The organism is Stenotrophomonas geniculata ATCC 19374 = JCM 13324, from assembly GCF_001431625.1.
In the GTDB taxonomy this organism is placed as follows: Bacteria; Pseudomonadota; Gammaproteobacteria; order Xanthomonadales; family Xanthomonadaceae; genus Stenotrophomonas; species Stenotrophomonas geniculata.
The window spans coordinates 36966-61661 of sequence record NZ_LLXT01000094.1; the positions used below are offsets into that span (position 1 = coordinate 36966).

Sequence of the window (24696 nt, forward strand, 5' to 3'; positions counted from 1 at the left end):
GGAGACGACATGCATTCACCCGCACCGCGCCGCCGCTGGCTGGCCTGGGCGCTGCTGCTGGCCGCGCCGATGGCCGCCGCACAGTCACCGCAATGCGGCATGTTCAAGGCCGACGAAGGCAGCGGTACGCTGCGCATCAGCTCGCCAAACCGCGGCGAGCAGAAAAACTTCGGCAGTGCGCCCTCTCCGGTCGCGTTCCAGCAGATCGACGGAAAGCTGCAACTGGTGAACCTGGAGTACGGCCTGCCCAGCGCGCTGCAGGTGCGCGATCGTGGCCGGACGGTCGAGGTGGATGGCACGGTCTACATCCTGCAGGCCCCTGCACAGTGCGCCGCAGCCGCCGCGCCGACTGAAGGCAGCTGCCTGGCCGATGCGGCGGCGTGCCTGGACAACCGCCGTGAAGCGAGCCCGACCGCGCTGGAGGCAGGGTGCCGGGAAGGCGTGCCCGGCATGTGCCTGCAACTGGCTGATCGTTGGCACGAGGACGCCAAACCCACGGTCGCGGCCGATCCTGCCCTGGCAAAGGCAGCGCTCGACGCCGCCCTGTCCGGCATCAAACTCCCCGCCGCCTGTGACGACGGTGGCTTCGAACAGGGAACCCCGGCGTGTGCCGCCGCACTCGAGGCCGCCCCCGCAGTGCAGGAGCAGCTGGTCAAGGCGGCGATGACGGCAGCCATGACCGAAGCCGTGGTGACGATGGCAGCGCCGACCGCGCCGGTGATCATTCCGGCCGAGCGGCGGCAACAGTTGTTGCGGCTGTGCCGCGAGGTAGCGCACGGCGGCTTCTGCATCCGCGTGGCTGAGCTGTCCTGGGAGGCGGGAGATCCCCAGCAGGCGGTGCAGGCCCTGGTTGCAGCCTGCCCCCCCGGCAATGACACCGCCACCTGCCAGCGCCTGCCGGCGTTGCAGGCGGTGGGTGCATCGTTGCAGCCGCAGCCGGCAACGGTCCTGCCCTGCGGCAGTTACCGGTCCGACGGCGGCCTGATGGACACGCTGGATTTCGGCGATGCCGGCCTGGTCGGTGTGGGCTGGAGCAGCCATCTTCGCGCGCGCGTCGAAGCGGGCGACATCCGCATCCGCCACGACCGGGACGGCGACTTCGTGCTGCGCCCGCTGCCCGGCGGGCAGCTGCTGGGCCTGGATAACTGGACCCGCTTCCAGGTGTTCGTCCCTACCGGGGAGGGCCCGACCCGGTGCAGTGCGCCGAAGCAGTTCAGGGTGCTGCCACTGCCACAGGATTGCCCGCTGGCGCTGGCCAACGAGGACGGTGCCGACGCCTGCTGCGCGCAGGGCAAGCTGCAGGGCTGCAACATTCTCGGCAACCGTCTTGCGCTGTCCGGGCACTGGCTGCAGGCCGTCGAGCACTACACAACGGTCTGCCATGCCGGTGTCCGCGAGGGTTGCGAGAATCTGGTCACCGCACAAGGCAACGGTGCGGAGGTGGACGCGCGTCGAATCCTGGAACAGCTGTGCAAGGCCGACCGCAGCGGCCTGCATGTGGCCTGCGACGTGCTCGAAACCCAGAACTGGGAGCTGATCACGCTGGGCGGTGCCCTGCAGAAGGCGGTTGACGAGGCGACGGTGGACGACACTCCGGTACCGCGCAATTCCAACCGCAAGCGCTGAGCCGGCCAGGGCCTGCCCGCAGCTTCGGGCGGGCCCTGCGGTAAAGTACGCGCCATGAACGAATTCGAGCGCGTGCGCGCCTACCTCACCGACCTGCAGGACCGCATCTGTGCGGCGATCGAGGCCGTCGATGGCCAGGCCCGCTTCCAGGAAGACCTGTGGCAGCGGGCCGAGGGCGGTGGCGGGCGTACCCGCGTGCTGCGTGACGGTGCGGTGTTCGAGCAGGCCGGCATCGGCTTCTCCGACGTGGCCGGCAGCCGCCTGCCGCCGTCGGCCTCGGCCAACCGCCCGGAACTGGCCGGCGCCTCCTGGCGCGCCACCGGCGTGTCGCTGGTGTTCCACCCGCTCAACCCCTACGTGCCGACCACCCACGCGAATGTGCGCTTCTTCCAGGCGCAACGCGACGGTGAAGTGGTGGCCAGCTGGTTCGGCGGCGGCTTCGACCTGACGCCGTTCTATCCGTTCGACGAAGACGTGCAGCACTGGCACCGGGTCGCACGCGACCTGTGTGCGCCGTTCGGCGAGGAACGCTATGCCGCGCACAAGCGCTGGTGCGACGAGTATTTCTTCCTGCGCCACCGCAATGAAACGCGTGGCGTTGGCGGCCTGTTCTTCGACGACCTGCACGGCGACTTCGAGCGCGATTTCGATTACCTGCGTGCGGTCGGCGATGGCTTCCTTCAGGCCTACCTGCCGATCGTGCAGCAACGCAAGGACACCGCGCATGGCGAACGCGAGCGCGAGTTCCAGCTGTACCGTCGCGGCCGCTATGTGGAATTCAACCTGGTCTATGACCGCGGCACGCTGTTCGGTCTGCAGAGCGGTGGCCGCAGCGAGAGCATCCTGATGAGCCTGCCGCCGCGGGTGCGCTGGGAATACGGCTTCAGCCCGGAGGCCGGCAGCGCCGAGGCGCGCCTGGCCGACTACCTGGTGCCGCGCGACTGGCTCTGATCTTCCGGCGCCACGCCTGACGCGTGGCGCCTTCCCCGCCTGCGGTGCGCCCCGCACCGGACAGGCCCTGCCCCACTTCTTTCAAGGATGACCCCATACCTGCTGCTGTTTCCCTTCGCCCCCGCGCTGCGGGCTGGCGCTCCCTGCTGTTGCTTGCACTGGCCTCAGCCGCGCTGCCGGCATCGGCGCAGTCAATGGCCTGTGGTACTTACACCAACAGCAGCGGCACCACCACGCTGACCCTCGAGAGCGAGGGTCACGGCCACCTGTCCGGTCCCTACCAGGCCACCGAAGAACTGCGCGTGGCCCGCGAGCAGGACGTGCTCGGCACCGGCAACCTGAGCACCGGCCGCCTGGAAAACTGGTTCTTCGAGAACGACGACCGCAACATCGTCACTCCCTATGGCGAGTTCACCCGCCAGCGCTCCGCGGCCTGCAAGGCGATGCCGGAACCGATCGAGGGCGGCTGCGTGATGAATACCTCGGACTACCTGGAGGCGTTGCCCGAGGCCGCACCGCCGAAGCTGCACGCCTGGTGCGCCGAAGGCGTGGGCGCGGCCTGCGTGCAGTTGCTGGAAACCTACCAGCAGCAGGCCAAGGACGCAGTCCCCGCGCCTGCACGAGCCGAGCCGCCGAAACCGGAGATCTGCAAGGAGGATTCCGCATCCTTCAACGCCGAGGGCTGCCGGGCGATCGCCGAGGTGATCGGGCTGGAGATGATCGGCAAGTCCCTGCTCGGGCTGCAGCATGCGGTCGACCCTGCGTTGCCGTCGGCGCAGCTCGATGAGCTGGCCGCATTGTGCCGGCAGCAGCACGGCGAGACCTTCTGCGCCGACGTTGCCGAGGTGCTGTGGAGTGGTGGACGCCTTTCACAGGCCCACGAAGCCCTGCAGCTGTCGTGCGCGCAGCGCGCGGACGGCGTGGCCTGCGGCCGCGCCAAGGCACTTGCCAGCCTGGCCACCGCACCGGCCGCTGCACTGGCCCCGGTGCCGGCCACCGCACTGCCCTGTGGCAGCTTTGAAGCCGAATACGGCGTGCTCTCGCAGCTGCGCTTCCTTGATGGCGGCCTGGTTGAGGCCGAGGGTCGCGACCAGCGCATGCGCGCGCGCCTGCAGGACGGCCGTATCTTCATCCGTCGCGATGTCGGCAGCGACTTCGTTCTGCAGCCGCTGAAGAACGGAAACCTGGCCAGCGTCGACGGCGGCAACCGCTTCGCCTATTACGAGCGCAAGCCCGCCACAGGCAATGCCACCTGCACGCCGCCGGTGGCCTTCGTGGAGATCCCGCTGCCGCTGGATTGCCCGACCCTGGCACGCAAGGACGGCGCAAAGGCCTGCTGCACCGATGGCAAGCTGCTCGGCTGCAAGGTGGCCGGCGAAGCGCTGTTCGAGTCCGAAAAATGGGCCGCGTCGCTGCCCTACTTCGAGACGCTGTGCGGCGCGGGCGTGCGCGAAGGGTGCCTGGCATTGGCAGCGGTGTATTCGCACACCGCAGACCCGAAGATCCCGCAAGCCATGGCTGCGATCTGCGCGAAGGATGGCAAAGGCGCGCACGTGGCCTGTGATGTGGACGCCACCCGCAACTGGCCGGCACTGAAGGCCGAAGCCGCGTCCTGAGGCTCATGCACCTGTAGAGCCGAGCCCATGCTCGGCTCCGGACGCAAGGCAGCCGAGCATGGGCCCAGCTCTACAAGGTCAGGTGCTCTTCCTCGGAATGATGGTGATGTGCCCGTTGATTTCCAGCAGGGCCAGCTCGACATCCTTCACGCCCAGGCCGCCCTGCTGGCGCATGGCGGCCTCGAAATCGGCACGGGTGACCTGCTCGCGACGCAGAACGGCGTCGAACAGGCGCCCATCACGCGCGATCACCACGGGTTCTCCTTCAACCAGGCGCTCGATCCGCCGGCTGCGGGTACTCACCCAGCCTACCCCATAGTTGAGCAGGATCAGGGTTGCGGCCAGCAGCAGGCCACCACCCAGCGAGGTATCGGTGCCCAGCAGCGCGTTCTGCACCGCATTGCCCAGCAGCACGATCAACAGCACGTCGAACGGCGTGATCTGCCCTAGAGCCCGCTTGCCGCCAAGCCGGACCATGCCCAGCACCACGACATAGACCACCACCGCGCGCAGGATGAACTCCCACCACGGCATTGCCAGTGCGAACAGGTCGGGCATGGTCTTCCCCTGCGGAGCGGTGGCCCAGCGTGGCGCAGGCCATGGCGTCTGGCAACGGCGCAAATAAAAAGCCCCGCTGACCAGGGGGAGGTCAACGGGGCCGGGGAACGGGCACTTGGGGAGGAGTCCCCGTTCCGAGATCTGCTCCAGGGGATGGGAGAGATCCACAACAGGCGTTGCGCCTGTCGAGAGTTATAGAAGCACTCCGAACACTAACGGTTCGTGAAGGGGCCCAATTTAATGAACCTCGATCAGGGCAACATTCATGATCGAGTCAGAAACCTCTGACGAATGAACGAATTCACGTCGTTTTCGGCCTGAAACACCCTCAGTGTGCTTCGTCCCAGTTGTTGCCGATGCCGGTATCGACCACCAGCGGCACGCGCAGTTTGGCCGCTTGCGACATGCGCTCCACCACCTGCAAACGCAAGTCTTCAACGAAACTGCTTTCGGTTTCGAACACCAGTTCATCATGCACCTGCAGGATCATCCGTGCCGGTGCGCCGCTGTCGCGCAGCCACTGGTCCACGTCCACCATCGCGCGCTTGATGATGTCGGCGGCGGTGCCCTGCATCGGCGCGTTGATCGCCGCGCGCTCGGCACCGGCACGCAGGCCCTGGTTGCGGGCGTGGATGTCGTTCAGGTACAGGCGGCGACCGAACAGGGTCTCCACATAGCCCTGGTCGCGGGCCTGCTGGCGCATCCGCTCCATGAAGTCACGCACGCCCGGGTAGCGGCTGAAGTACAGCGCCACGTAGTCCTGCGCCTGGCCGCGGTCGATGCCCAGGTTGCGGGCCAGGCCGAAGGCGCTCATGCCGTACATCAGGCCGAAGTTGATCGCCTTGGCAGCGCGGCGCTCGTTCGGGGTCACCTCTTCCAGCGTACGCCCGAACACCTCGGCGGCGGTGGCACGGTGCACGTCGGCGCCCTGCTCGAAGGCACGCACCAGACCCGGGTCCTCGGACAGGTGGGCCATGATCCGCAGCTCGATCTGCGAGTAGTCGGCGGCCAGCAGCTGGAAGCCCTCCGGGGCGATGAACGCGCGGCGGATGCGGCGGCCATCTTCGGTGCGGATCGGGATGTTCTGCAGGTTGGGGTCCGACGAGGACAGGCGGCCGGTGGCGGCGCCGGACTGGTGGTAGCTGGTATGCACGCGGCCGGTGTCCGGGTTGACCATCTCCGGCAGCTTGTCGGTGTAGGTGCTGCGCAGCTTGGCCAGCCCGCGGTACTCCAGGATCACGCGCGGCAGCTCGTGCTGGTCGGCAATCGCCTCCAGTGCCTCTTCATTGGTGCTGGGCTGGCCCTTCGGGGTCTTCACCACCGCCGGCAGCTTCAGCTCGTCGAACAGCACCGCCTGCAGCTGCTTGGGCGAATCCAGGTTGAAGCTGCGCCCAGCCAGTTCGGTGGCCTTCTGCTGCGCCGCCAGCATGCGCGAGGACAGGTCCTGGCTCTGCCGGCGCAGTTCGTCGGTGTCGACCCGCACGCCGTTGGCTTCGATGCTGGTCAGCACCGGCACCAGCGGCATCTCGATGTCGCGGTACACGCTGTCCAGTGCCGGTTCGGCCAGCAGCTGCGGCTGCAGCGCGCGGTGCAGGCGCAAGGTGATGTCGGCGTCCTCGGCCGCATAGCGGCTGGCTTCGTCGATGCCCACCTGCGAGAACGGAATCTGCTTGGCGCCCTTGCCGGCCACGTCCTCGAACTTGATGGTGCTGTAGCCCAGATAGCGCAGGGCCAGCGAATCCATGTCGTGGCGGGTGGCGGTGGAATTGAGCACGAAGCTCTCGAGCATGGTGTCGTCGTGGTAGCCCTGCACGTCCACGCCGTGACGGCGCAGCACGTGCAGGTCGTACTTGCCGTGCTGGCCCAGCTTCTTCTTCGCCGGGTCCTGCAGCATCGGGCGCAGCGCATCCAGCACCTGCTGCATCGGCAGCTGGGCCGGCGCACCCGGGTAATCGTGGCCGACCGGAATGTAGGCGGCCTTGCCCGGCTCGACCGCCAGACTGACGCCGACCAGGCGCGCACGCATCGCGTCCAGCGCATCGGTTTCGGTATCGAAGCTGATCAGGTCCGCCTGCTGCAGGCGCTCGACCCAGGCCTGCAGCTGCTCGGCGGTCAGCACGGTCTCGTATTCACCTGGCGCGGCCAGCGCCGGATCCAGCGTGCCCGCTGCCGGTGCCTCGGCGCTGCCGCGGGCAAAGCCTGCTGCCGTACCGCGCAGGCTCGGCGTTGCTTCGCTGGCGGCCGTCGGCGCCGGCAGCGGTGCACCCAGCTCCTTCAGCGCCTGGGTGAAGCCGTAGCGCGCATACAGCTCGGTCAACTCCGGCACGTCCTGCTCGCGCAGGGCCAGCATGGTCGGGCTGGCGTCCAGCTCCACGTCGGTGCGGATGGTCACCAGCTCGCGGTTCAGCGGCAGCCGCTCCAGCGCCGCCCGCAGGTTCTCGCCGATCTTGCCCTTCATGGTCGGCGCGGCCGCCATCACCCCATCCAGGTGCTGATACTCGGCCAGCCACTTGGCGGCGGTCTTCGGCCCGCACTTCTCTACGCCCGGCACGTTGTCGACGGTATCGCCCATCAGCGCCAGCAGGTCGATGATCTGGTCGGCGCGCACGCCGAACTTCTCCATCACCGCCGCGTCCGAATCCATGCGGCTGCCGGTCATGGTGTTGACCAGCTCGATGCCCGGGCGCACCAGCTGGGCAAAGTCCTTGTCGCCGGTGGAGATGGTCACCTTCAGGTCCTGCGCCACGCCCTGCAGGGCCAGCGTGCCGATCACATCGTCGGCTTCCACGCCGGGAATGCGCAGGATGCTGATGCCCAGCGCTTCGACGATGCGGCACATCGGCTCGACCTGGCTGCGCAGCTCATCGGGCATCGGCGGGCGGTTGGCCTTGTACTGGTCGTAGAGGTCATCGCGGAAGGTCTTGCCGGGCGCATCGACCACGAACGCCACGTAGGCCGGGCGTTCCTTCAGCGTCGAGCGCAGCATGTTGACCACGCCGAACAGCGCGCCGGTGGGTTCACCCTGTGCATTGGACAGGGGCGGCAGCGCGTGGAACGCGCGGTACAGGTAACTGGACCCGTCGATCAGGACTAATCTGCTCATGGGTCGATTCTACGCGCCCGTGCCTGCATCGCGGCGACACGGCAGGCGCCCGGCGATGGGGCATAATCAAGGCTCTTTCCAGGCAAAGGCCCCCGCCGATGAAGACCCTGATGCTGGCTTCCCTGCTCCTGCTCGCTGGCTGCGCCAGCATGGGTGGTGCGGGCGCTCCCCCGGTGGACGTCAAGGGCGCGGATGTATCCAAGCGCACCATGGACAACGGCGATGTCATCGAGGAATACCGCGTGTCCGGCCAGCTGCGCATGGTCAAGGTGACCCCGTCGCGCGGTGCCCCGTTCTACATGTACGACAAGAACGGCGACGGCCGTTTCGACAACGACAAGGATGGCGTGTCGCCGGTGTACTGGAAGCTGTACAGCTGGTGATCTGACCGGGGTCGGATCCCTGCGATCCAGTGGATCCACGCCATGCGTGGATTCACCCCCGGCCCCCCCACAAAAAACAACGCCGGCGCGCATCCTGCGGCCGGCGTCGGGTCCCCTCCCCGGGAACGCTTGAATCAGCGGATGACCAGCACCGGCAACGTGCTGCGTGCCAGCACCTCAGCGGTCTGGCTGCCCAGCAGCACGCGGGTCACGCCACGGCGGCCATGCGAGGTCATCACGATCAAATCACTGTTGCGCTCGCCCGCCGTCTCGATGATGCCGTCGGCCGCGTAGCGGTCCAGCACATGCACCGGGTTGGCGGTAATGCCCTGCTCGGCGGCCTTGGCCAGCGCCGGCTGCAGCACCTTCTGCGCGCCTTCCTCGCGGTCGGCCTTGTACTCCGGGCTGTTCATGTAGCCCACGCTCCAGCCCATGGCGTCGTACATGCCGACGGCCCACGGCTCGGACACAGTCACGATATCGACCTCGGCATTGAGGTCCTTGGCCAGCTCCAAGCCCTTGGCCAGGCCCTTGTCGGCCAGCTCGGACCCGTCGGTGGCAATCAGGATGCGCTTGTACATGGTGGGGCTCCGTGGCGATCTGCCAGATGGGAACGACACCATTACACACCGGATGTGCAGGCTGCGCCTTGAGCAGGATCAATCCGGCGCCGCGCAGCGGCGTGTGCGCACCGTCCGCTTGCGTACCCGATCACTGCGGCGCAAGCTGGGTAGGCGGTGCCGCGCCGCCTTGGGAGAACCCGCATGCAGGACGGCAAACCGACATCACGCTCCCCGCTCAGGGTCATCCTGTGCAGCCTCATCGCCGCCTTCGTGCTGTTCTGCGGCGGTTATTACCTGGGCAAAGATCTTGCCCAGCGCGACAACGCCCGGCAGTCGGCCGGCCGATAGCCGGCTTCTGTAGAGCCGAGCCCATGCTCGGCTGCTACTGGCGGGAAAAGCAGCCGAGCATGGGCTCGGCTCTACATCAGGCCCACCCTCAGGCGATCTGCACCACGCGTGCGTTCTGGCACAGCGGATAGCTGGCCACGAATTCGGCAATCGCATCACGCATCGCCTCGAACGATTCGCCATACATGTACAGCGCGGTTTCGGTCGGGCCCTGCCACCAGCTGCAGATCTCGCCCAGGCCGTCGATGTTCTCCGACAGTTGTTCGAACACGTGGTTGGAATCGCACTGTTCGTAGACTTCGTCTGGCAGATTCAGGCCATCCAGGTAGATGCCGAGGCCCTCGGTCACGCCGAAGCTGCGGTCGGCCTCGCCCGCGCCGTGGATCTTCGAGCCCTTCGGTGCACCCAACTGCTCCAGCAGGTCGATCAGCTTCGGCACGCCACTCGCATCGACCAGCGCCACTTCGATGTCGCCGTATTCGACCTCACCCAGATCGGACATCGCAGTGCCGCCGCCCGTCAGCTCGCCCACCTGGGCCGCCTGCAGCAACGCGTCAAGCGGATCCTCGAACAGCTCGTGGCGATGCTCCGGCTGCAGCCGGGCGTTCAACTTCACGGTGACGCGCAGCGTGGGTTCGGTCATGGGGGCGTTCCTGGAAGAAGTGCCGCCTATTGTAGAGCCAGGCCCATGCTCGGCTGCTTTTCGCGCCAGAAGCAGCCGAGCATGGGCTCGGCTCTACAACAGCCCGTCAGCGCAGGAACGGCGTCACCTTGCGCTTCAGCAACTCCACCAGCACCGGGGCCATGTACTCGTAGTCATCGGGAATATCCAGGCAGATCACCCGCTTGCCGTTCATCCACGCCTTGTAGCGGCTGGACAGCCGATTGCGGTGGGCGCGTTCCATCACGAACACGATATCGGCCCACTGCAGCAGCTCGGGGCTGAGCACCTCCTCGGCGTCGGCCAGCAGCCCGGCCGAGGCGGTCTCGATGCCCGGCCAATCGGCGAATACCTGCTCGGCCGTCGGGCTGCGCAGGCGGTTCTGGCTGCAGAGGAAGAGCACGTTGCGGGTCATGCGTACTCACCTTGGTAGAGCCGAGCGATGCTCGGCTGGTTTTCTCCGCCAAAAGCAGCCGAGCATGGCTCGGCTCTACAGGAGTTCCCGCCCCTCGACGGTGATCAGATCACCGTCAGATTCGCATACGCCATCACCAGCCACTTGCTGCCGGCGTCGGCGAATTCGACCTGGACGCGGGCGTGCGCGCCGCTGCCCTCGTAGTCAGTCACCATGCCTTCGCCGAACTTGGGGTGGGTGACCAGCGCACCGAGCTTGACCGGCGGTGCCTCGATCGAGGCATGGCCCATCACCCGGCTGGCACCCATCGAGGCCGGTCGCGAGACCTGTACCTTCGGGCGCACTTCGTGCAGCAGCTCGCGCGGAATCTCACGCAGGAAGCGCGACGGCAGGCTGTAGTTGTCCTGGCCGTGGATGCGGCGCGATTCGGCATAGCTCAGCACCAGCTTCTGGCGCGCGCGGGTGATGCCGACGTAGGCCAGGCGGCGCTCTTCCTCCAGCCGTCCGCTTTCTTCCAGCGAACGTGCGCTGGGGAACAGGCCGTCTTCCATGCCCGCCAGGAACACCAGCGGGAATTCCAGGCCCTTGGCCGAATGCAGGGTCATCAACTGCACACCGTCCTCGCCGGCCTGCGCCTGGCCTTCACCGGCCTCCAGCGCGGCATAGGCCAGGAACGCGACCAGCTCGTCCATGTCCTCGCCCACTTCCTCGATGTCGTCGGCGCGGCGCACGAAGCGCGAGGCCACCGAGACCAGTTCGTCGAGGTTGTCGGTACGCGATTCCGAATCCAGCGAATTGCGGCTTTCCTTGCTCCAGTGCTCGCGCAGCTGCGAGCGGGCCAGCACGTGGTCCACGCGCTCGGCCAGGGTCATGTGCAGGGTCTGCGCCTGCAGCTCGTTGACCAGCACCAGGAAGCCGGCCAGTGCATTGCGCGCGCGTGCGGCCAGCGCGTTGCCCTGGGTGACCAGCATGGTCGCTTCCCACAACGAGATGCCCTGTGCGCGCGCCTCGCGGCGCACTTCGTCGAGCGTGCGGTCGCCGATGCCCCGGGTGGGCGTGTTGACCGCGCGCTCGAAGGCGGCGTCATCGTTGCGGTTGGACAGCAAGCGCAGGTAAGCCAGCGCATCCTTGATTTCGGCACGCTCGAAGAAGCGCATGCCGCCATACACCCGGTACGGCACCTGTTCGCTCAGCAGTGCTTCTTCCAGCGCGCGCGACTGCGCGTTGCTGCGGTAGAGCACGGCCACTTCGGTGTAACTGCCACCGTCGCGCACCCATTGGCGGGCACGCTCAACGATGTAGCGCGCCTCGTCCATCTCGTTGTACGCCGCGTACAGATCGATCGGCTCGCCGTCACCGCTGTCGGTCCACAGCTGCTTGCCGATGCGATCCGGGTTGTGCGCGATCACCGCGTTGGCGGCACCGAGGATGTTGGCGGTGGAGCGGTAGTTCTGCTCCAGGCGGATGGTCTGCGCACCCGGGAAGTCGCGCAGGAAGCCCTGCACGTTCTCGACCTTGGCACCGCGCCAGCCATAGATGGCCTGGTCATCGTCGCCGACCACGAACACGTGGCCGGAATCGCCGGCCAGCACGCGCACGAAGGCGTACTGGATGGCGTTGGTGTCCTGGAACTCGTCCACCAGGATCTCGCGGAAGCGGGCGCGGTAATGCGACAGCAGCGCCGGGTTGTCGCGCAGCAGTTCGTGCGCGCGCAGCAGCAGCTCGGCGAAGTCGACCAGGCCGGCGCGGTCGCAGCGCGCCTGGTACTCGATGTAGGCCTGGCGCATGGTTTCCAGCCACGCATCGTGCGGCTCGGGCTGGATGTGCTGCGGGCGGCGGCCCTCGTCCTTCTGTGCGTTGATCCACCACGCGATCTGCTTGGCCGGGTACTTGCCGTCGTCCAGTTCCAGCGCCTGCACCACGCGCTTGACCAGCCGCAGCTGGTCGTCCGAATCCATCACCTGGAAGCCTTCGGGCAGCTTCGCGTCCTGCCAGTGCAGGCGCAGCAGGCGGTTGGCCAGGCCGTGGAAGGTGCCGATCCACATGCCGCGGCTGCCATGGGGCAGCTGGGCGTCGATGCGGTGGCGCATCTCGCCGGCCGCCTTGTTGGTGAAAGTCACCGCGAAAATGCCGTGGGTCGGCACGCCATTGACTTCATGCAGCCAGGCGATGCGGTGGGTGAGTACGCGGGTCTTGCCGGAACCGGCACCAGCCAGCACCAGGTGGTGGCCGGGAGGAGCGGAGACGGCTTCGCGCTGGGCCGGGTTCAGGCCATCAAGCAGGTGGGAGACATCCATGCCCCCCATTTTACGGCATCGCCGTCGCGGCTCCTGCGACCACCTGGGTGGCCAGTGCCTGGGCCTGCTGACGCAGTTCAGGCACCGCCAGGCTTTCCCACAGGCTGCCGATGCGCAGGCTGCCGAGCACACCCAGCCGTGCCTGCGGCTGGCCACCGGCAGCACGCAGGCGGTCGCCCGGCACGGTGCTGTCCAGGCCCAGCCCATGCGGACCGGGGCGTGCCAGGCCATCGGCCTGCAGCTGCTGCAGCAACGGATTGCGCAGCGCACTGGCACGGGTCTCCACACCGGTGGCGTTGATCACCCCGCCAATCATCGTCCACTGCTGTTCATTGCCGGTGGCATCGCGGCCAGACAACCGCAGGGCATCGCCTTCGCGGCAGACGCGCTGCAGGCGCGACCGATGGATGCGCAGTTGGCCACTGTCCTGCAGAGACTGCAGCTGCGCATCCACCTCTTCGGCGATGCGGTGGCGATGTACGTCCCAGTAGCGCACCACATGGCGCAGGAAGCGGCGCTGGTCGGCCTCGTCGAGGCTGCACCACAGCGCCTGCCCGTGCGGACGGATGCGGTCCATCACGCCCTGCCACGGCAGGCCATCGGCCTGCGCTTGGCGGGCGAAGCCACGCAGCGCACGCAGGCGCTGGCGCAGGTTCATCGGCAGCAGCGTGGCCGGGTCGAACGTGGGCAGGCCGCCGTGTGCGTGCGGCAGCGGTAGCAGGCCGTGACGCGAGATCACATGCAGCGGGCCGGTGTGACCGGCAGCAACCAGCGCCAGCACGGTGTCGGCCATGCTCAGGCCGGAGCCGACAATGGCCACGGCCTGTTCGCCGGCCAGGGTACGCACACCGTCGTAGTCCCAGGCCTCGATCACATCATCGGCAGGCAGCGCGTCGGCACCGGCCACGGGCAACGGGCGCATGCTGTTGCCGGTGGCCAGCACCGCCTGCGCAGCATGCAGCGTGCTGCCATCGCCGAGTGTCAGCTGGTAGCCATGGTCATCCGGCTGCAGGCCCAGTACCGGCTGCGCGATCACCTGCAGCTGTGCGGGGCTGGCGGCCACGGCCTCCTGCAGGCGCTGCTGCAGGTAGGCAGCAAAGTAATGGCGACACACGTAACGCTCGCCCAGCACCTCGCGCGCCTCGCCCGGGTAGGCGTTGGCAGCCACCAGATAGTCGAGGAAATCGCCGGGCTGGTCGGCAAACGCATTCATCTTTGCCGCCGGTACGTTCAGCAGGTGCTCCGGCCATGGTGTGGCATAGGCGATGCCCTGGGCCAGCTGCGAGGCGGGTTCGAAGATGGCCAGCGCCAGCGGCGCGTGGGCCTGGCGCAGTACCTGGATCGCCACCAGCACCCCGGCCGCACCACCACCGATGATCGCCAGGTCCAGTTCGCCATTACGCGGTGAATCAGTCATGTGCCGATTGTAGGCCATCGGCGATGACAGGCCGGATTGCCGGAATGGGCGGCCGGCATTGCCTTACATCAACGCATCGGCCAAGCGTGCGATGCCCTCGCGGCTGCGCCGCCAGGCAGGACGCTTGCGCCATTGCTGCAGATCCAGCTGCCGCGATTCACGCAGGTAGCCATCCTCGATCCCGCACAACTGCTTCACCAGCGCATGGTCGTAGCAGATCAGGCCGATCTCAGCATTCAGCGCAAACGAGCGGATATCCATGTTGATCGAGCCGAGTACGGCGATGTCCTCGTCCACGCTCATGTGCTTGGCGTGCAGGAACTGCGGTTCGTACAGCGCGATGCGCACGCCACAGCGCAGCAGCTCGTCGTAGTAGGCCTCCTGCGCCCACGAGGTCAGCCGCTGGTTGTTGCTGGCCGACAGGATCAACTGCACCTGCACGCCGGACAATGCGGCGATACGCAGCGCGCTCAACGTGGCCTCGTCGGGCACGAAATACGGGGTGACCATCACCAGCCGGCGCCGCGCCAGATGAATCAGCGCCGCAACCGCATCGCGCGCGTTGCTGTACGGGTAGGCCGGGCCGCTGGGCAGCAGCTGGGTGGCGATGTCGTCGCCGCATTCGGGAACATCGGTGATCACATCCAGGCGCTGGCCGGTCTCCATGTACCAGTCGCTGGCGAACACCGCTTCCAGATGCGCCACCGCCGGGCCGCGCACGCGCGCCACCAGCTCGCGGTTCGGGTGGCCAGGCACGAACTGCGGGCCGGCCAGATTCTGCGAACCGACATAGGCCACTTCGTTGTCGATCACCGCGATCTTGCGGTGGTTGCGCAGGTCCATGCGGCCGCTGCGGCGCCAGCGCAGGCCACCGGGCAGCATCGCACGCACTTCGATATCGCGAGCTTCCAGGCGTTTGCGATAGGCACGCAGGCCGCGCTTGGCGCCCACCGCGTCGAGCAGCACGCGGCACTGCACGCCCCGTGCAGCCGCACGCTGCAGGGCCTCGACGATAGCCTCGCCCACCGCGTCGTCGAACATCAGGTAGTACAGCAGGTGCACCCGGTCTTCGGCCTGGTCGATGTCGGCGATCAGCGTGTGCAGCGATTCGTCGTAGTCGGTCAGCAGATCGACTGCGTTGCCGTGCACCGGCATGAAATCGCCCTGGCGCTGCACCAGCGGCACGATCTCGGCGCTTGCGGTATCCGGCTGCGGGGTCCAGCGCAGGCGGTGCTGCAGCGCCTGTTCCTCGCGGATGACCTGCGAGGCCTCGGCCTGGCGGCGGATGCGTTCGCGTGACAGCCACGGGTGGCCAAACAGCAGATACAGCGGCAGGCCCAGCAGCGGCACGAAGCCGACCAGCAGCAGCCAGCTGCGCGCCGCACCCGGCGTGGTGCGGGTGGGAATCCAGCACAGCGCGACCAGCCGGATCAGCCAGTCGATCAGCAGCAGATACGAACCCAGCAGCCACTCGAACAGCATCGCGTCGCCCGTCGGGAGGTGATGGGCCATTCTGCCCAGCAGGGTGTGTAGAGTCGAGCCGCGCTCGACTGCTTTGAACCAGCGTGTTGACCAAGGTCGACACCTACCAGGCGCGGGGACAGTGCGCCGGCCAAGGTTGGCGGCCGCCGGGTATGGGAACAGCGTGCCGACCAACGGTCGGCACCCACCATGGGAACACCGGGCGTGGATACCGGGCATGAAAAAACCCGCCACAAGGGCGGGTTTCTTCGCGGGGATCAGCAATCCTTGCGGATTACTTGATCTTGCCTTCCTTGTACAGGACGTGCTTGCGCACGACCGGATCGTACTTCAGGAATTCCATCTTCCCCGGGGTGTTCTTCTTGTTCTTGTCGGTCGTGTAGAAGTGGCCGGTACCGGCCGAGGAAATCATACGGACCTTATCGCGCTTGCCTGCCATGATGCTTTACTCCTCAGACCTTTTCGCCGCGCGCACGCAGCTCAGCCAGAACGGAATCAATGCCGTTCTTGTCGATGGTGCGCAGTGCATGCGCGGAAACACGAAGCTTGACCCAGCGGTTCTCGCTGGCCACCCAGAAACGGCGCTCGTGCAGATTCGGCAGGAAACGACGACGGGTCTTGTTGTTGGCGTGCGAGACGTTGTTACCCGTCTGCACTCGCTTGCCGGAAACCTGGCATACGCGGGACATTGCGCACCTCGATAGTAGTAGTTGTCAGCCCGTAGCCCGGGAGACGGCGGCCTCGATGGTTGCCCACCACACGTCAAGAGAATCAAAGGGTTACGCTGGCGTTGGGCGGCCGGGGACGTGCTCCCGGGGGCGCCGCCCGGTAGAAAACCGGACACAGCGAGCCGCGCATTATGCACGGGTTCAAGCACTTGCGCAAGTTACCCACAGGCCGGGGCTGAACACGACGGCCCCCTGTAGAGCCGGGCCGGCTTAACGCAGGTGCGGAATCACCTGGGCCAGCAGATGGGCGTCCTTCAGTGCGCCATGCAGGCCACGCGTCCCTGGAATGCGCAGGCGCTGCAGCACGTCGTCCAGCTTGTTGCCCTGACCGGGCCAGCGCCCACGCGCCAGCTTCAGGCTGCAGGTGATGCGGCAATGCTGGGCCAGCGTGCCGGGGATGCCAGCCAGGCGCAGCTCGTTGTCCAGGAAGCCCACGTCGAAGGTGGCGTTGTGCGCGACCATCTCGCTGCCGCGCAGGAAATCCAGCAGTTCGGCGGCCTTGCTGGAAAACAGCGGCTTGCCCACCAGCATCGCATCGCTGATGCCATGCACGCGCTGTGCGCCCCAATCGACCCTGCGCTGCGGTTGCAGGTAGGTGTGGAACTGGCGCCCGGTGAGCTGGCCTTCGATCAGTTCGACGGCACCGATCTCGATCACGCGATGACCCAGGCGGTGGGAGATGCCGGTGGTTTCGGTGTCCAGTGCGACGATGCGATTCATGCGTGGCGATGGTTCCTGTTGCGTGCCGCGATGATTTTCGCATGTCTGCAGCAGGAAGGTCCCACTGGAGAGCCGAGCCCGTGCTCGGCTCACGCGCTAAGCGCGGGCCTTGGGCGCTGGTGCCAGACGCAGCCGAGCGTGGGCTCGGCTCTACAGGCGCGCGCGATCAACCCTACGCTTCCACCACCCAATCGATGAACACCCGCAGCCGCTGGCTCATGTGCCGATTGGGCGGGAACATCACATGCATCGGCATCGGCGGCAGCTGCCAGTCCTCCAGTACCGGCAGCAGTTCGCCACGTGCGACATGCGATTCGGCCATGTAGCTGGGCAGCGCGACCACGCCGAGACCTGCCAGCGCCGCCGCCAGATAGGCGTTGCCGTCGTCGAAGCCGACCGTGTAGCGGCCCTGCACCTCGATGCGCTCATCGCCGCGCTGTGCAGTGAACACGCGGGCACGGCCACTGCGCGGGCTGAGGAAACCGACCATGTGGTGGTCCGGCCCCTCCAGCGCGCGCGGGTCGGCCGGCATACCGAAACGCTGCACATAGCCCGGGCTGGCATGGAAGCCGATTGGCAACGCCGCCAGCGGCCGCGCCACCAGCGCCGGGTCGGATGGTGTGCCGCCACGGATCACGCAGTCGACGTTGTCGGCGATGACATCGACCTCGCGATCACTCACGCCGACGTTGAGCTGGATCTCCGGGTAGCGCGCCTGGAAATCCGGCAGCACCGGTACCAGCCGCAGCCGCGCGTAGGGCCCTGGCACATCCACGCGCAGGCGGCCACGCGGCTGGGCGGCCGCGTCGCCCAGCCCGCCTTCGACCTCGTCCAGTTCGGCCAGCAGGCGGGCGATGCGCGGGTAATAGGCCGCGCCGTCGGCGGTGACGCTGACCCGCCGGGTGGTGCGGTTGAGCAGGCGCAGCCTTAGGTGCGCCTCCAGCTGCTGCACCAGCTGGGTAACCGTGGTGCGGCTGATCTGCAGGGTGTGCGCGGCGCGGGTGAAGCTGCCGGTTTCCACTACCCGGGCAAAGGCCCGCATCGCCTCGAAACGGTCCATGGCCGGCCGTGATTATTTGGGATTGGCAATCAATCTAGGCCGATCATCGCGGTTTATCCAGACAGCGCTCGCGAGGAGGATGGCGTTCTCTCCCACGGGATCTTCCCCATGTCACAGCGTGATGTCGTTTTCCCCGCCGGGCGCCAGGCCCTGTACGAGCGCAACCGCTACTCGCCGGCGATCCGGTCCGATGGCTTCCTGTTCGTTTCCGGCCAGGTCGGCAGCCGCGAGGACGGTTCGCCCGAGCCGGACTTCGAGACGCAGGTGCGCCGCGCCTTCGAGAATCTCAATGCGGTGTTGGCTGCTGCGGGCTGCACGTTCGATGACGTGATCGACGTGACCGTGTTCCTGGTCGATCCGGAAACCAACTTCGAGAAGGCCTGGGCGATCGTGCCCGAGTACTGGGGCGAGGCGCCGCACCCGACCCTGACCGGTATCGGCGTGACCTGGCTGTATGGGTTCCAGTTCGAGATCAAGGTGATCGCGAAGCTGCCCGCAGACCGGTAGAGCCGGCCGCTGGCCGGCAACGTGTCAGGGTCAGAGCCCTTTCCGAAGGAAAGGGATCCGACCCCGCGCCCGGCCCACCTGAACGGGAGATTCCGACGTATTCCCGAAGCGGCCATTGATATTGTATCCGGTGAAAACCGCTTGCTAGCCTCCCCTTCATGCGCTGGATCACCCGCCACCTCCGTTCGACCCTGCTGATGCTGCTGATGGCGGCATTCGTGGTCGTGCCGGTGGCCGATGCCCTGGCGTGCACGGTGGAACCGCATGCCAGCACGGTGCATGTGGAATCCGCACCGGATGCCGATGGCGATACCGACGGCAAGCATGTCGGTGCCTGTGGCCACAACCACTGCCACCACTCCAACCTGAGCCTGCCGGCGCACACGATCGCCGCCTTCGGGGCGCCACTGCCGGCGCGCTGGATGAGTGCGGGCGATGCGGCGACCTATGCGGTCGCCCAGGATGAATTGACGCGTCCACCCCGGGCGTGAGTTGAGCGCGTCCCGCGATTGCGGGCTCCCGTTTCACTCACAACCGGAATCCCCCTATGTCGATCCTGACACCTCGGTCGCCGCGTGCGGCCGGGCTGGTCGTCGCCGTGTTGCTGGGCCTGGCCCCGGCGGCATCGGTGATGGCGCAAGCCGCCCCCTCCTACGACACCCTGCTTGAACGCCTGGACCAGCTGCCCGGCACCCGTGTGGGCACGGCACTGGCCGAGGCCGCCGATGCGCGCGCCGACCAGGCCCGTGCGCTACCCAACCCCTCCCTTTCCTGGTCGGCCGAAAACGCCTGGGGCTCCGGCACCTACCGCGGCATGGGCAAGGCCGACACCGTACTCACCCTGTCCCAGCCGCTGGAGGTCTGGGGCCAGCGTGGCGCGCGCGTTCGTGCCGCCCGTGCCGAGGCCCAGGCGGCCAACCTGCGTGGCGCGCAGAGTCGCAGCGACGTGGCCAGCCAGCTGGCGGTGGTCTATGCACAGGCGGAAAGTGCACTGCGCCGCTACACCCTGGCCGAGGAAGCACTGTCACTGACCCGCGATGACGCCAACGCCGTCAACGCCATGGTCAAGCAGGGCCGCGAACCACAGCTGCGCGCGGTGCAAGCGCAGAGCGAAGTAGCCAATGCCATGGCGTCGCTGGATGAAGCACAGGCGTTCCGCGATGCCGCGCTGGCCCGCCTGGCCGGCACCGCGCTGCTGGATGCGCCGGTGCAGTCGATCGACAACAGCCTGCTCGACCGCGCACCGCCGCTGCCGCGCGGTGCCACCGATACCGCACTGGCAGTGCGCATTGCCGAAGCCGAAGCCGATGCGGCGGGCAAGCTGGTCGACGTGGAGCGCAAGCGCGCCCTGCCCGACCTCAGCGTCACCGCCGCACAGACCCGCTTCCGCGAAGGCGGCGAGCGTGCCTACAACCTCGGGCTCAGCCTCAGCATCCCGCTGTTCGACCGTAACCGCGGTGGCATCCGCGCCGCCAATGCCGACCAGCGCGCGGCCGAGGCACGCCTGGACCAGCAGCGCCGCGACAGCGAGGCCGCACGCCTGTCCGCCGTGGCCGGGCTGAAGGCGGCCGGCAGCCGCACCCGTGCCGCCGATGAAAGCGTGGTCGCCGCCGAAGAGGCCTACCGCCTTGCACGCATCGGCTTCGACGCCGGACGCATCTCGCAGCTGGAACTGCGCAGCACGCGCAGCGCCCTCATCGCCGCCCGCGGCGCCGCCGTGGATGCGCGCCTGTCGCGCGTCGGCGCGGAAATCGATCTTGCCCGCCTTGAAGGGCGCGCACCTTTTGTGGAGGCCCCATGACTCTCTCCCGTACCTTCCCGCTGATCGGCGGCGTGCTGCTGACCGTGCTGCTGGCCGGCTGCGCAGGCAACGCGCAGACACCTGCAAATGAAGACCCCGCCGCGGCCAAGGCGGGCACCGACGATGGCCATGGCCACGCGACCGACAGCAAGGAAGCCAAGGCGGAAGCCGCCAAGGTGCCGGCTGACGCCGATGAAGGCGTGGTGCCGCTGACCCCGGAGCAGATCAAGGCGTCCGGTATCGAGGTGGTCGCCATCGGCCGCGGTGGCGGTGGCTCGACGCGCCTGTCCGGCCGCGTCGAGCCGTCGCTGGGCGCACGTGCCTCGGTGGCGTCGACCGTGACCGGCCGCGTCGAACGCGTGCTGGTCGCACCGGGCACCGCAGTGAAGCAGAACCAGGCCCTGGCCATCGTGGTCAGTGGCGAAGCGGCGGTGTTCCGCGCCAATGCGCTGGCCGCCTCGGCCGAAGCCGAGGCTGCGCGCCTGGCCTATGGCCGCGACAAGGCGCTGGTCGACCAGGGCGTGGTCGCGCGCCAGGAAATGGAAGCCTCGCGCGCACGCTCGCTCGCGGCACAGGCCCAGGCCGCCGCCGCGCAGGCCCAGGCCGCCGCCAACGGTGCGCCCGATGCCAGTGGCCGCGTGCGCATCACCAGCCCGGTGGCCGGCATCGTCGGCAACGTGCAGGTCACCCCGGGTGGTGTGGTCGCTGCCGGCAGCGCGGTGGCCGATGTCGCCGACCCGTCGATGAACGAGCTGGTGTTCACCGCACCGCCGGCGCTCGCTGCACAGGTCACGCCGGGCATGAAGCTGGAAGTGAGTGTGCCGGGGGGCAGCTTCACCGCCACCGTCACCGGCTCGGCCGCCGATGTCCGCCAGCAGGGCGGCGTCGCGGTGATCCGCGCCACGCCGGTGGATGCTTCGCTGCCGCCGGCCGGTTCGCCGGTGTCGGCCGTGGTGGTCACCGAAGGTCAGGACGGCTCGCTCAGCGTGCCCGCCGATGCGGTGCAGAACGTCGATGGCAGCAGTGTGGTGTTCGTCGCCGTCGAAGGCGGCTTCAAGGCGCAGCCGGTACTGGCCGGGCGTCGCGCCGGCGACCGTATCGAGATCCTCGGTGGGCTGACCGGCAACGAGCGCATCGTCGGTGCCAACGCCTTCCTGCTCAAGGCCGAACTGGCCAAGGGCGAAGCCGAGCACGGCCACTGAGGAGGCGACCATGTTCAAGCTGATCATTGAAACAGCGGTGCGCCACCGCTGGCTGGTGGTGTTCATGGCCGCGCTGATCGCCGCCGTGGGCCTGTTCCAGCTCGGCAAGCTGCCGATCGACGCGGTGCCGGACATCACCAATCGCCAGGTACAGATCAACACGGTGGCGCCAGCACTGACCCCGGAGCAGATCGAGCGGCAGGTGACCTATCCGCTGGAAACCGCGCTGGCCGGCATTCCCGGCCTGACCACCACGCGTTCGCTGTCGCGCAATGGCTTCTCGCAGGTCACCGCGATCTTCACCGATGCCACCGACATCTACTTCGCCCGCCAGCAGGTAGCCGAGCGCATGCGCGAAGCGTCGGAAGACCTGCCCGATGGTGCATCACCGATGCTGTCGCCGGTCACCACCGGCCTCGGTGAAGTGCTGATGTGGACGGTGGACTTCACCACGTTCGACCCAGCCAAGCTGGCCAAGCCCGGTGAAGCCGGCTGGCAGGCCGGTGAGGTCTACCGCACACCGGAAGGCAACCTGCTGCGCACGCCGGATGAACGCGCGACCTACCTGCGCACCGTGCAGGACTGGATCATCGCGCCGCAGATGCGTTCCAGTCCGGGGCTGGCCGGCGTCGATACGGTTGGCGGCTACGTCAAGGAGTACGGCGTGCATCCGGACAGCGCCAAGCTGGCCGCGCACGGCCTCGGCCTGGCCGACCTGGTCACTGCCCTGCAGCGTTCCAACGTGCAGGCCGGTGCCGGTTTCGTGCAGCGTGCCGGCGAGGGCCTGGTGGTACGTGCCGACGGCCTGGCGCTGACCACCGACGACCTGGCGCAGGCGCCGGTGGCCACCCGCAATGGCGTGGTGGTGCGCGTAGCCGATGTGGCCGACGTCGACCTGAGCCGCGCGCCGCGCCTGGGTGCGGCCAGCCGCAATGGCCATGAAGCCGTGCTGGGTACCGCGCTGATGATCGCCGGTGGCAACAGCCGCACCGTGGCGCAGGCAGCTGCGGCGCGCCTGGAACAAGTGAACAAATCGCTGCCGGCCGACATCGTGGCGGCACCGGTGCTGGACCGCAGCGTGCTGGTCAATTCCACCATCAAGACCGTGGCCAGGAACCTCACCGAGGGCGCACTGCTGGTGGTGGTGGTGCTGTTCCTGCTGCTGGGCAACCTGCGTGCGGCGACGATCACCGCGCTGGTGATCCCGCTGTCGTTCCTGTTCGCAGTGATCGGCATGAACCGCTTCGGCATCAGCGGCAACCTGATGAGCCTGGGTGCGCTGGACTTCGGCATCCTGGTGGACGGTGCGGTGATCGTGGTCGAGTCGACCCTGCTGATGCTGGGCCAGCGCCGCGCCGAACTGGGCCGTGCGCTGACCGCGATGGAACGCCTGCGCGTGGCCGCCGATTCGGCGCTGAAGATGGCGCGCCCGGCGGCGTTCGGCCAGCTGATCATCCTGCTGGTGTTCGCGCCGATCCTCACCCTGGAAGGCGTGGAGGGCAAGACGTTCCACCCGATGGCGGCGACCTTCATGCTGGCCCTGGTCGGTGCCTTCCTCTTCTCTTTCACCTTCGTGCCGGCGATGGCCGCACTGCTGGTGCGCGAGCCGAAGCTGAAGGACGGCGAGGCACACAGCGATGATGGCGAGCACGAAACCAAGCTGATCCGTGTACTGCGTGCGCGCATCGAGCCGGTGATCCGCAAGGCCGTGGCGCATCCGCGCACGGTGGTGGCCGGTGCGGTGATGATGGTGGTGGTGGGCATCGGCTCGTTCTCGCTGCTGGGCCGTGAGTTCATGCCGACGCTGGACGAAGGCAACGTGGCGATGCAGGCCCTGCGCGTGCCATCGACGTCGCTGGAGCAGTCACTGGCCATGCAACTGGCGTTGGAGAAGGTGATTGCCAAGCAGCCGGAAGTGGAGACGGTGTTCTCGCGTACCGGTACCGCCGAGGCGGCGATCGATCCGATGCCGACCAATATCTCCGACAGCGTGATCATGCTGAAGCCGCGCAAGGACTGGCCCGATCCGAAGCTGGACAAGGAAGCCCTGGTGGCGCGCTTCGAGAAACTGGCCGGCCAGCAGCTGGGCAACAGCTTCGAGTTCAGCCAGCCAATCGAGCTGCGCTTCAACGAGTTGATTTCCGGCGTGCGTACCGACCTGGCGGTGATGGTCTTCGGCGATGACTTCAGCCAGCTGCAGAAGGTGGCCGACCAGGTGGCGCTCAAGCTGCGTGCGGTGGATGGCGCTGCCGATGTGCGGGTGGAACAGATTTCCGGCCTGCCCACGCTGAACGTGGCGATCGACCACGTGGCGGCGGCGCAGTACGGGCTGACCGCCGCGGACGTGAGCGATGCGCTGTCCACCGGCATTGGCGGCACTGCGGCCGGCAAGATCTTCGAAGGTGATCGCCGCTTCAACGTGGTGGTGCGCCTGGACGATGCCTCGCGCAACGATCCGGACCAGCTCGCGTCACTGCCGATCGCCACGCCGTCGGGGCTGGTGATTCCGCTGTCGTCGGTGGCGCGCATCACGGTGAGCGAAGGGCCGAACCAGATCAGCCGCAACAACGGCAGCCGCCGCGTGGTGGTGCAGGCCAACGTGCGTGGGCGCGACCTGGGTGGCTTCGTCGGCGAGGCGCAGGCCGCCGTCGCCAACGTGGCACTGCCGCCGGGTGCCTACCTGACCTGGGGTGGCCAGTTCGAGAACCTGCAGCGCGCGGAGAAGCGGCTGGCGACGGTAGTGCCGGTGGTGTTCCTGCTGATCGGCAGCCTGCTGTTCATGGCCCTGCGCAGCGGCAAGGAAGCCATTCTGGTGTTCAGCTGCGTGCCGTTGGCGCTGGTCGGCGGCATCCTCGCGCTGCTGCTGCGTGGCATGCCGTTCTCGGTATCGGCGGCGGTTGGCTTCATCGCCGTCTCCGGCGTGGCGACCTTGAACGGCCTGGTGTTGATGCAGGCGATCCGCGAACGCCTGGATGCCGGCGACCTGCCGCTGCAGGCGGCGATCAACGGTGCCTCCAGCCGCATCCGCGCGGTGTTGACCACGGCGCTGGTGGCGATCGTCGGCTTCATTCCGATGGCGATTGCCAGTGGTTCCGGCGCGGAGGTGCAGAAGCCGCTGGCGACGGTGGTGATCGGTGGCCTGATCACCGCCACCGTGCTGACCCTGCTGGTGCTGCCGACGTTTGCCGCGCGCGTGGCCAAGCCGCGGTCGGTGGGGTGAGGTGAGAGGGGGTCGGAGCCCCGCCCTTCGGGCGGGGC

General features: G+C 67.7%; 22 protein-coding genes. 10 read left to right on the forward strand and 12 right to left on the reverse strand.

Annotated elements, in window-relative coordinates; genetic code table 11:
• The first annotated feature begins 9 nt into the window (after nt 1-9).
• The 3 genes from ARC63_RS08245 (at nt 10) to ARC63_RS08255 (ending at nt 4193) form a co-directional block, all read left to right on the forward strand.
• Nucleotides 10-1626, forward strand: a complete 1617-nt coding sequence (locus ARC63_RS08245; RefSeq protein ID WP_057503003.1) for a hypothetical protein — start codon at nt 10-12, stop codon at nt 1624-1626.
• A 54-nt stretch (nt 1627-1680) separates the two neighbouring features.
• Complete coding sequence (hemF, locus tag ARC63_RS08250) at nt 1681-2577, forward strand: oxygen-dependent coproporphyrinogen oxidase (protein ID WP_010482345.1); 897 nt, start codon at nt 1681-1683, stop codon at nt 2575-2577.
• Between the two features lie 194 nt (nt 2578-2771).
• Complete coding sequence (locus tag ARC63_RS08255; RefSeq protein ID WP_231298604.1) at nt 2772-4193, forward strand: hypothetical protein; 1422 nt, start codon at nt 2772-2774, stop codon at nt 4191-4193.
• A gap of 78 nt (nt 4194-4271) precedes the next feature.
• Here the strand turns inward: ARC63_RS08255 and ARC63_RS08260 are convergent, their stop codons facing one another.
• Entirely contained in the window at nt 4272-4751 is a 480-nt protein-coding gene (locus ARC63_RS08260) for a DUF421 domain-containing protein (RefSeq protein ID WP_010482347.1), read from the reverse strand.
• Between the two features lie 328 nt (nt 4752-5079).
• Nucleotides 5080-7854, reverse strand: coding sequence for a DNA polymerase I (polA, locus tag ARC63_RS08265; protein WP_057503004.1), 2775 nt, complete (start codon nt 7852-7854; stop codon nt 5080-5082).
• A 98-nt stretch (nt 7855-7952) separates the two neighbouring features.
• On the opposite strand from polA, the gene ARC63_RS08270 reads away from it, so the two are divergent.
• Nucleotides 7953-8237, forward strand: a complete 285-nt coding sequence (locus ARC63_RS08270; protein WP_005411628.1) for a DUF2782 domain-containing protein — start codon at nt 7953-7955, stop codon at nt 8235-8237.
• A 134-nt stretch (nt 8238-8371) separates the two neighbouring features.
• Here the strand turns inward: ARC63_RS08270 and ARC63_RS08275 are convergent, their stop codons facing one another.
• Nucleotides 8372-8818 carry a universal stress protein gene (locus ARC63_RS08275; RefSeq protein ID WP_005411629.1) on the reverse strand — a complete coding sequence of 149 codons (447 nt, stop codon included), beginning with the start codon at nt 8816-8818 and terminating at the stop codon, nt 8372-8374.
• A gap of 183 nt (nt 8819-9001) precedes the next feature.
• Between ARC63_RS08275 and ARC63_RS23500 the strand changes: the two genes are divergently transcribed.
• Complete coding sequence (locus tag ARC63_RS23500; RefSeq protein WP_019337920.1) at nt 9002-9148, forward strand: hypothetical protein; 147 nt, start codon at nt 9002-9004, stop codon at nt 9146-9148.
• A gap of 88 nt (nt 9149-9236) precedes the next feature.
• On the opposite strand, the gene ARC63_RS08280 is transcribed toward ARC63_RS23500, so the two are convergent.
• The 9 genes from ARC63_RS08280 to ARC63_RS08320 all read right to left on the reverse strand — a co-directional run bounded on the left by ARC63_RS08280 (nt 9237) and on the right by ARC63_RS08320 (nt 17928).
• Nucleotides 9237-9791 carry a hypothetical protein gene (locus ARC63_RS08280; protein ID WP_057503005.1) on the reverse strand — a complete coding sequence of 185 codons (555 nt, stop codon included), beginning with the start codon at nt 9789-9791 and terminating at the stop codon, nt 9237-9239.
• Between the two features lie 106 nt (nt 9792-9897).
• Complete coding sequence (locus ARC63_RS08285; RefSeq protein ID WP_057503006.1) at nt 9898-10224, reverse strand: low molecular weight protein tyrosine phosphatase family protein; 327 nt, start codon at nt 10222-10224, stop codon at nt 9898-9900.
• Between the two features lie 104 nt (nt 10225-10328).
• Nucleotides 10329-12521, reverse strand: coding sequence for a DNA helicase II (uvrD, locus tag ARC63_RS08290; RefSeq protein WP_057503032.1), 2193 nt, complete (start codon nt 12519-12521; stop codon nt 10329-10331).
• Nucleotides 12522-12531: 10 nt separating this feature from the next.
• The gene (locus ARC63_RS08295) at nt 12532-13956 is read right to left on the reverse strand and encodes an FAD/NAD(P)-binding protein (RefSeq protein ID WP_057503007.1); all 1425 of its coding nucleotides are present in this window, start codon (nt 13954-13956) and stop codon (nt 12532-12534) included.
• 45 nt (nt 13957-14001) lie between these two features.
• Nucleotides 14002-15420 (reverse strand): cardiolipin synthase, encoded by a 1419-nt coding sequence (gene cls, locus ARC63_RS08300; RefSeq protein ID WP_010482360.1) that lies wholly within the window; start codon nt 15418-15420, stop codon nt 14002-14004.
• 274 nt (nt 15421-15694) lie between these two features.
• Nucleotides 15695-15862 carry a 50S ribosomal protein L33 gene (gene rpmG, locus ARC63_RS08305; protein ID WP_169411268.1) on the reverse strand — a complete coding sequence of 56 codons (168 nt, stop codon included), beginning with the start codon at nt 15860-15862 and terminating at the stop codon, nt 15695-15697.
• Nucleotides 15863-15872: 10 nt separating this feature from the next.
• Nucleotides 15873-16109, reverse strand: a complete 237-nt coding sequence (gene rpmB, locus ARC63_RS08310; RefSeq protein ID WP_005411638.1) for a 50S ribosomal protein L28 — start codon at nt 16107-16109, stop codon at nt 15873-15875.
• A gap of 249 nt (nt 16110-16358) precedes the next feature.
• Entirely contained in the window at nt 16359-16868 is a 510-nt protein-coding gene (dnaQ, locus tag ARC63_RS08315; protein ID WP_057503008.1) for a DNA polymerase III subunit epsilon, read from the reverse strand.
• Nucleotides 16869-17040: 172 nt separating this feature from the next.
• A complete protein-coding gene (locus ARC63_RS08320; protein ID WP_057503009.1) occupies nt 17041-17928 on the reverse strand; it encodes a LysR family transcriptional regulator in 888 nt (295 codons plus the stop codon).
• Nucleotides 17929-18036: 108 nt separating this feature from the next.
• On the opposite strand from ARC63_RS08320, the gene ARC63_RS08325 reads away from it, so the two are divergent.
• The 5 genes from ARC63_RS08325 (at nt 18037) to ARC63_RS08345 (ending at nt 24658) form a co-directional block, all read left to right on the forward strand.
• Entirely contained in the window at nt 18037-18435 is a 399-nt protein-coding gene (locus ARC63_RS08325) for a RidA family protein (RefSeq protein WP_019661743.1), read from the forward strand.
• Nucleotides 18436-18593: 158 nt separating this feature from the next.
• Nucleotides 18594-18926 (forward strand): hypothetical protein, encoded by a 333-nt coding sequence (locus ARC63_RS08330; protein ID WP_019337929.1) that lies wholly within the window; start codon nt 18594-18596, stop codon nt 18924-18926.
• 56 nt (nt 18927-18982) lie between these two features.
• Nucleotides 18983-20236 carry a TolC family protein gene (locus ARC63_RS08335; RefSeq protein WP_010482369.1) on the forward strand — a complete coding sequence of 418 codons (1254 nt, stop codon included), beginning with the start codon at nt 18983-18985 and terminating at the stop codon, nt 20234-20236.
• Nucleotides 20233-21438, forward strand: coding sequence for an efflux RND transporter periplasmic adaptor subunit (locus ARC63_RS08340; protein WP_057503010.1), 1206 nt, complete (start codon nt 20233-20235; stop codon nt 21436-21438). Before ARC63_RS08335 ends, ARC63_RS08340 begins: the two co-directional genes overlap by 4 nt.
• Before the next feature lie 10 nt (nt 21439-21448).
• On the forward strand, nt 21449-24658 hold the full coding sequence (locus ARC63_RS08345; protein WP_057503011.1) for an efflux RND transporter permease subunit: 3210 nt from the start codon (nt 21449-21451) through the stop codon (nt 24656-24658).
• The last annotated feature ends 38 nt before the right edge of the window (nt 24659-24696 follow it).

Excerpts from the sequence above, each read along its gene's own strand:
- ARC63_RS23500 (WP_019337920.1), top strand. The coding sequence starts at position 9,002 with ATGCAGGACGGCAAACCGACATCACGCTCCCCGCTCAGGGTCATCCTG.
- ARC63_RS08255 (WP_231298604.1), top strand. The coding sequence starts at position 2,772 with ATGGCCTGTGGTACTTACACCAACAGCAGCGGCACCACCACGCTGACC.
- ARC63_RS08330 (WP_019337929.1), top strand. The coding sequence starts at position 18,594 with ATGCGCTGGATCACCCGCCACCTCCGTTCGACCCTGCTGATGCTGCTG.
- ARC63_RS08260 (WP_010482347.1), bottom strand. The coding sequence starts at position 4,751 with ATGCCCGACCTGTTCGCACTGGCAATGCCGTGGTGGGAGTTCATCCTG.
- ARC63_RS08245 (WP_057503003.1), top strand. The coding sequence starts at position 10 with ATGCATTCACCCGCACCGCGCCGCCGCTGGCTGGCCTGGGCGCTGCTG.
- cls (WP_010482360.1), bottom strand. The coding sequence starts at position 15,420 with ATGCTGTTCGAGTGGCTGCTGGGTTCGTATCTGCTGCTGATCGACTGG.
- ARC63_RS08275 (WP_005411629.1), bottom strand. The coding sequence starts at position 8,818 with ATGTACAAGCGCATCCTGATTGCCACCGACGGGTCCGAGCTGGCCGAC.
- ARC63_RS08335 (WP_010482369.1), top strand. The coding sequence starts at position 18,983 with ATGTCGATCCTGACACCTCGGTCGCCGCGTGCGGCCGGGCTGGTCGTC.
- polA (WP_057503004.1), bottom strand. The coding sequence starts at position 7,854 with ATGAGCAGATTAGTCCTGATCGACGGGTCCAGTTACCTGTACCGCGCG.
- ARC63_RS08295 (WP_057503007.1), bottom strand. The coding sequence starts at position 13,956 with ATGGCCTACAATCGGCACATGACTGATTCACCGCGTAATGGCGAACTG.
- uvrD (WP_057503032.1), bottom strand. The coding sequence starts at position 12,521 with ATGGATGTCTCCCACCTGCTTGATGGCCTGAACCCGGCCCAGCGCGAA.
- ARC63_RS08320 (WP_057503009.1), bottom strand. The coding sequence starts at position 17,928 with ATGGACCGTTTCGAGGCGATGCGGGCCTTTGCCCGGGTAGTGGAAACC.
- ARC63_RS08270 (WP_005411628.1), top strand. The coding sequence starts at position 7,953 with ATGAAGACCCTGATGCTGGCTTCCCTGCTCCTGCTCGCTGGCTGCGCC.
- ARC63_RS08340 (WP_057503010.1), top strand. The coding sequence starts at position 20,233 with ATGACTCTCTCCCGTACCTTCCCGCTGATCGGCGGCGTGCTGCTGACC.
- rpmB (WP_005411638.1), bottom strand. The coding sequence starts at position 16,109 with ATGTCCCGCGTATGCCAGGTTTCCGGCAAGCGAGTGCAGACGGGTAAC.
- ARC63_RS08345 (WP_057503011.1), top strand. The coding sequence starts at position 21,449 with ATGTTCAAGCTGATCATTGAAACAGCGGTGCGCCACCGCTGGCTGGTG.
- ARC63_RS08325 (WP_019661743.1), top strand. The coding sequence starts at position 18,037 with ATGTCACAGCGTGATGTCGTTTTCCCCGCCGGGCGCCAGGCCCTGTAC.
- ARC63_RS08285 (WP_057503006.1), bottom strand. The coding sequence starts at position 10,224 with ATGACCCGCAACGTGCTCTTCCTCTGCAGCCAGAACCGCCTGCGCAGC.
- dnaQ (WP_057503008.1), bottom strand. The coding sequence starts at position 16,868 with ATGAATCGCATCGTCGCACTGGACACCGAAACCACCGGCATCTCCCAC.
- hemF (WP_010482345.1), top strand. The coding sequence starts at position 1,681 with ATGAACGAATTCGAGCGCGTGCGCGCCTACCTCACCGACCTGCAGGAC.
- ARC63_RS08280 (WP_057503005.1), bottom strand. The coding sequence starts at position 9,791 with ATGACCGAACCCACGCTGCGCGTCACCGTGAAGTTGAACGCCCGGCTG.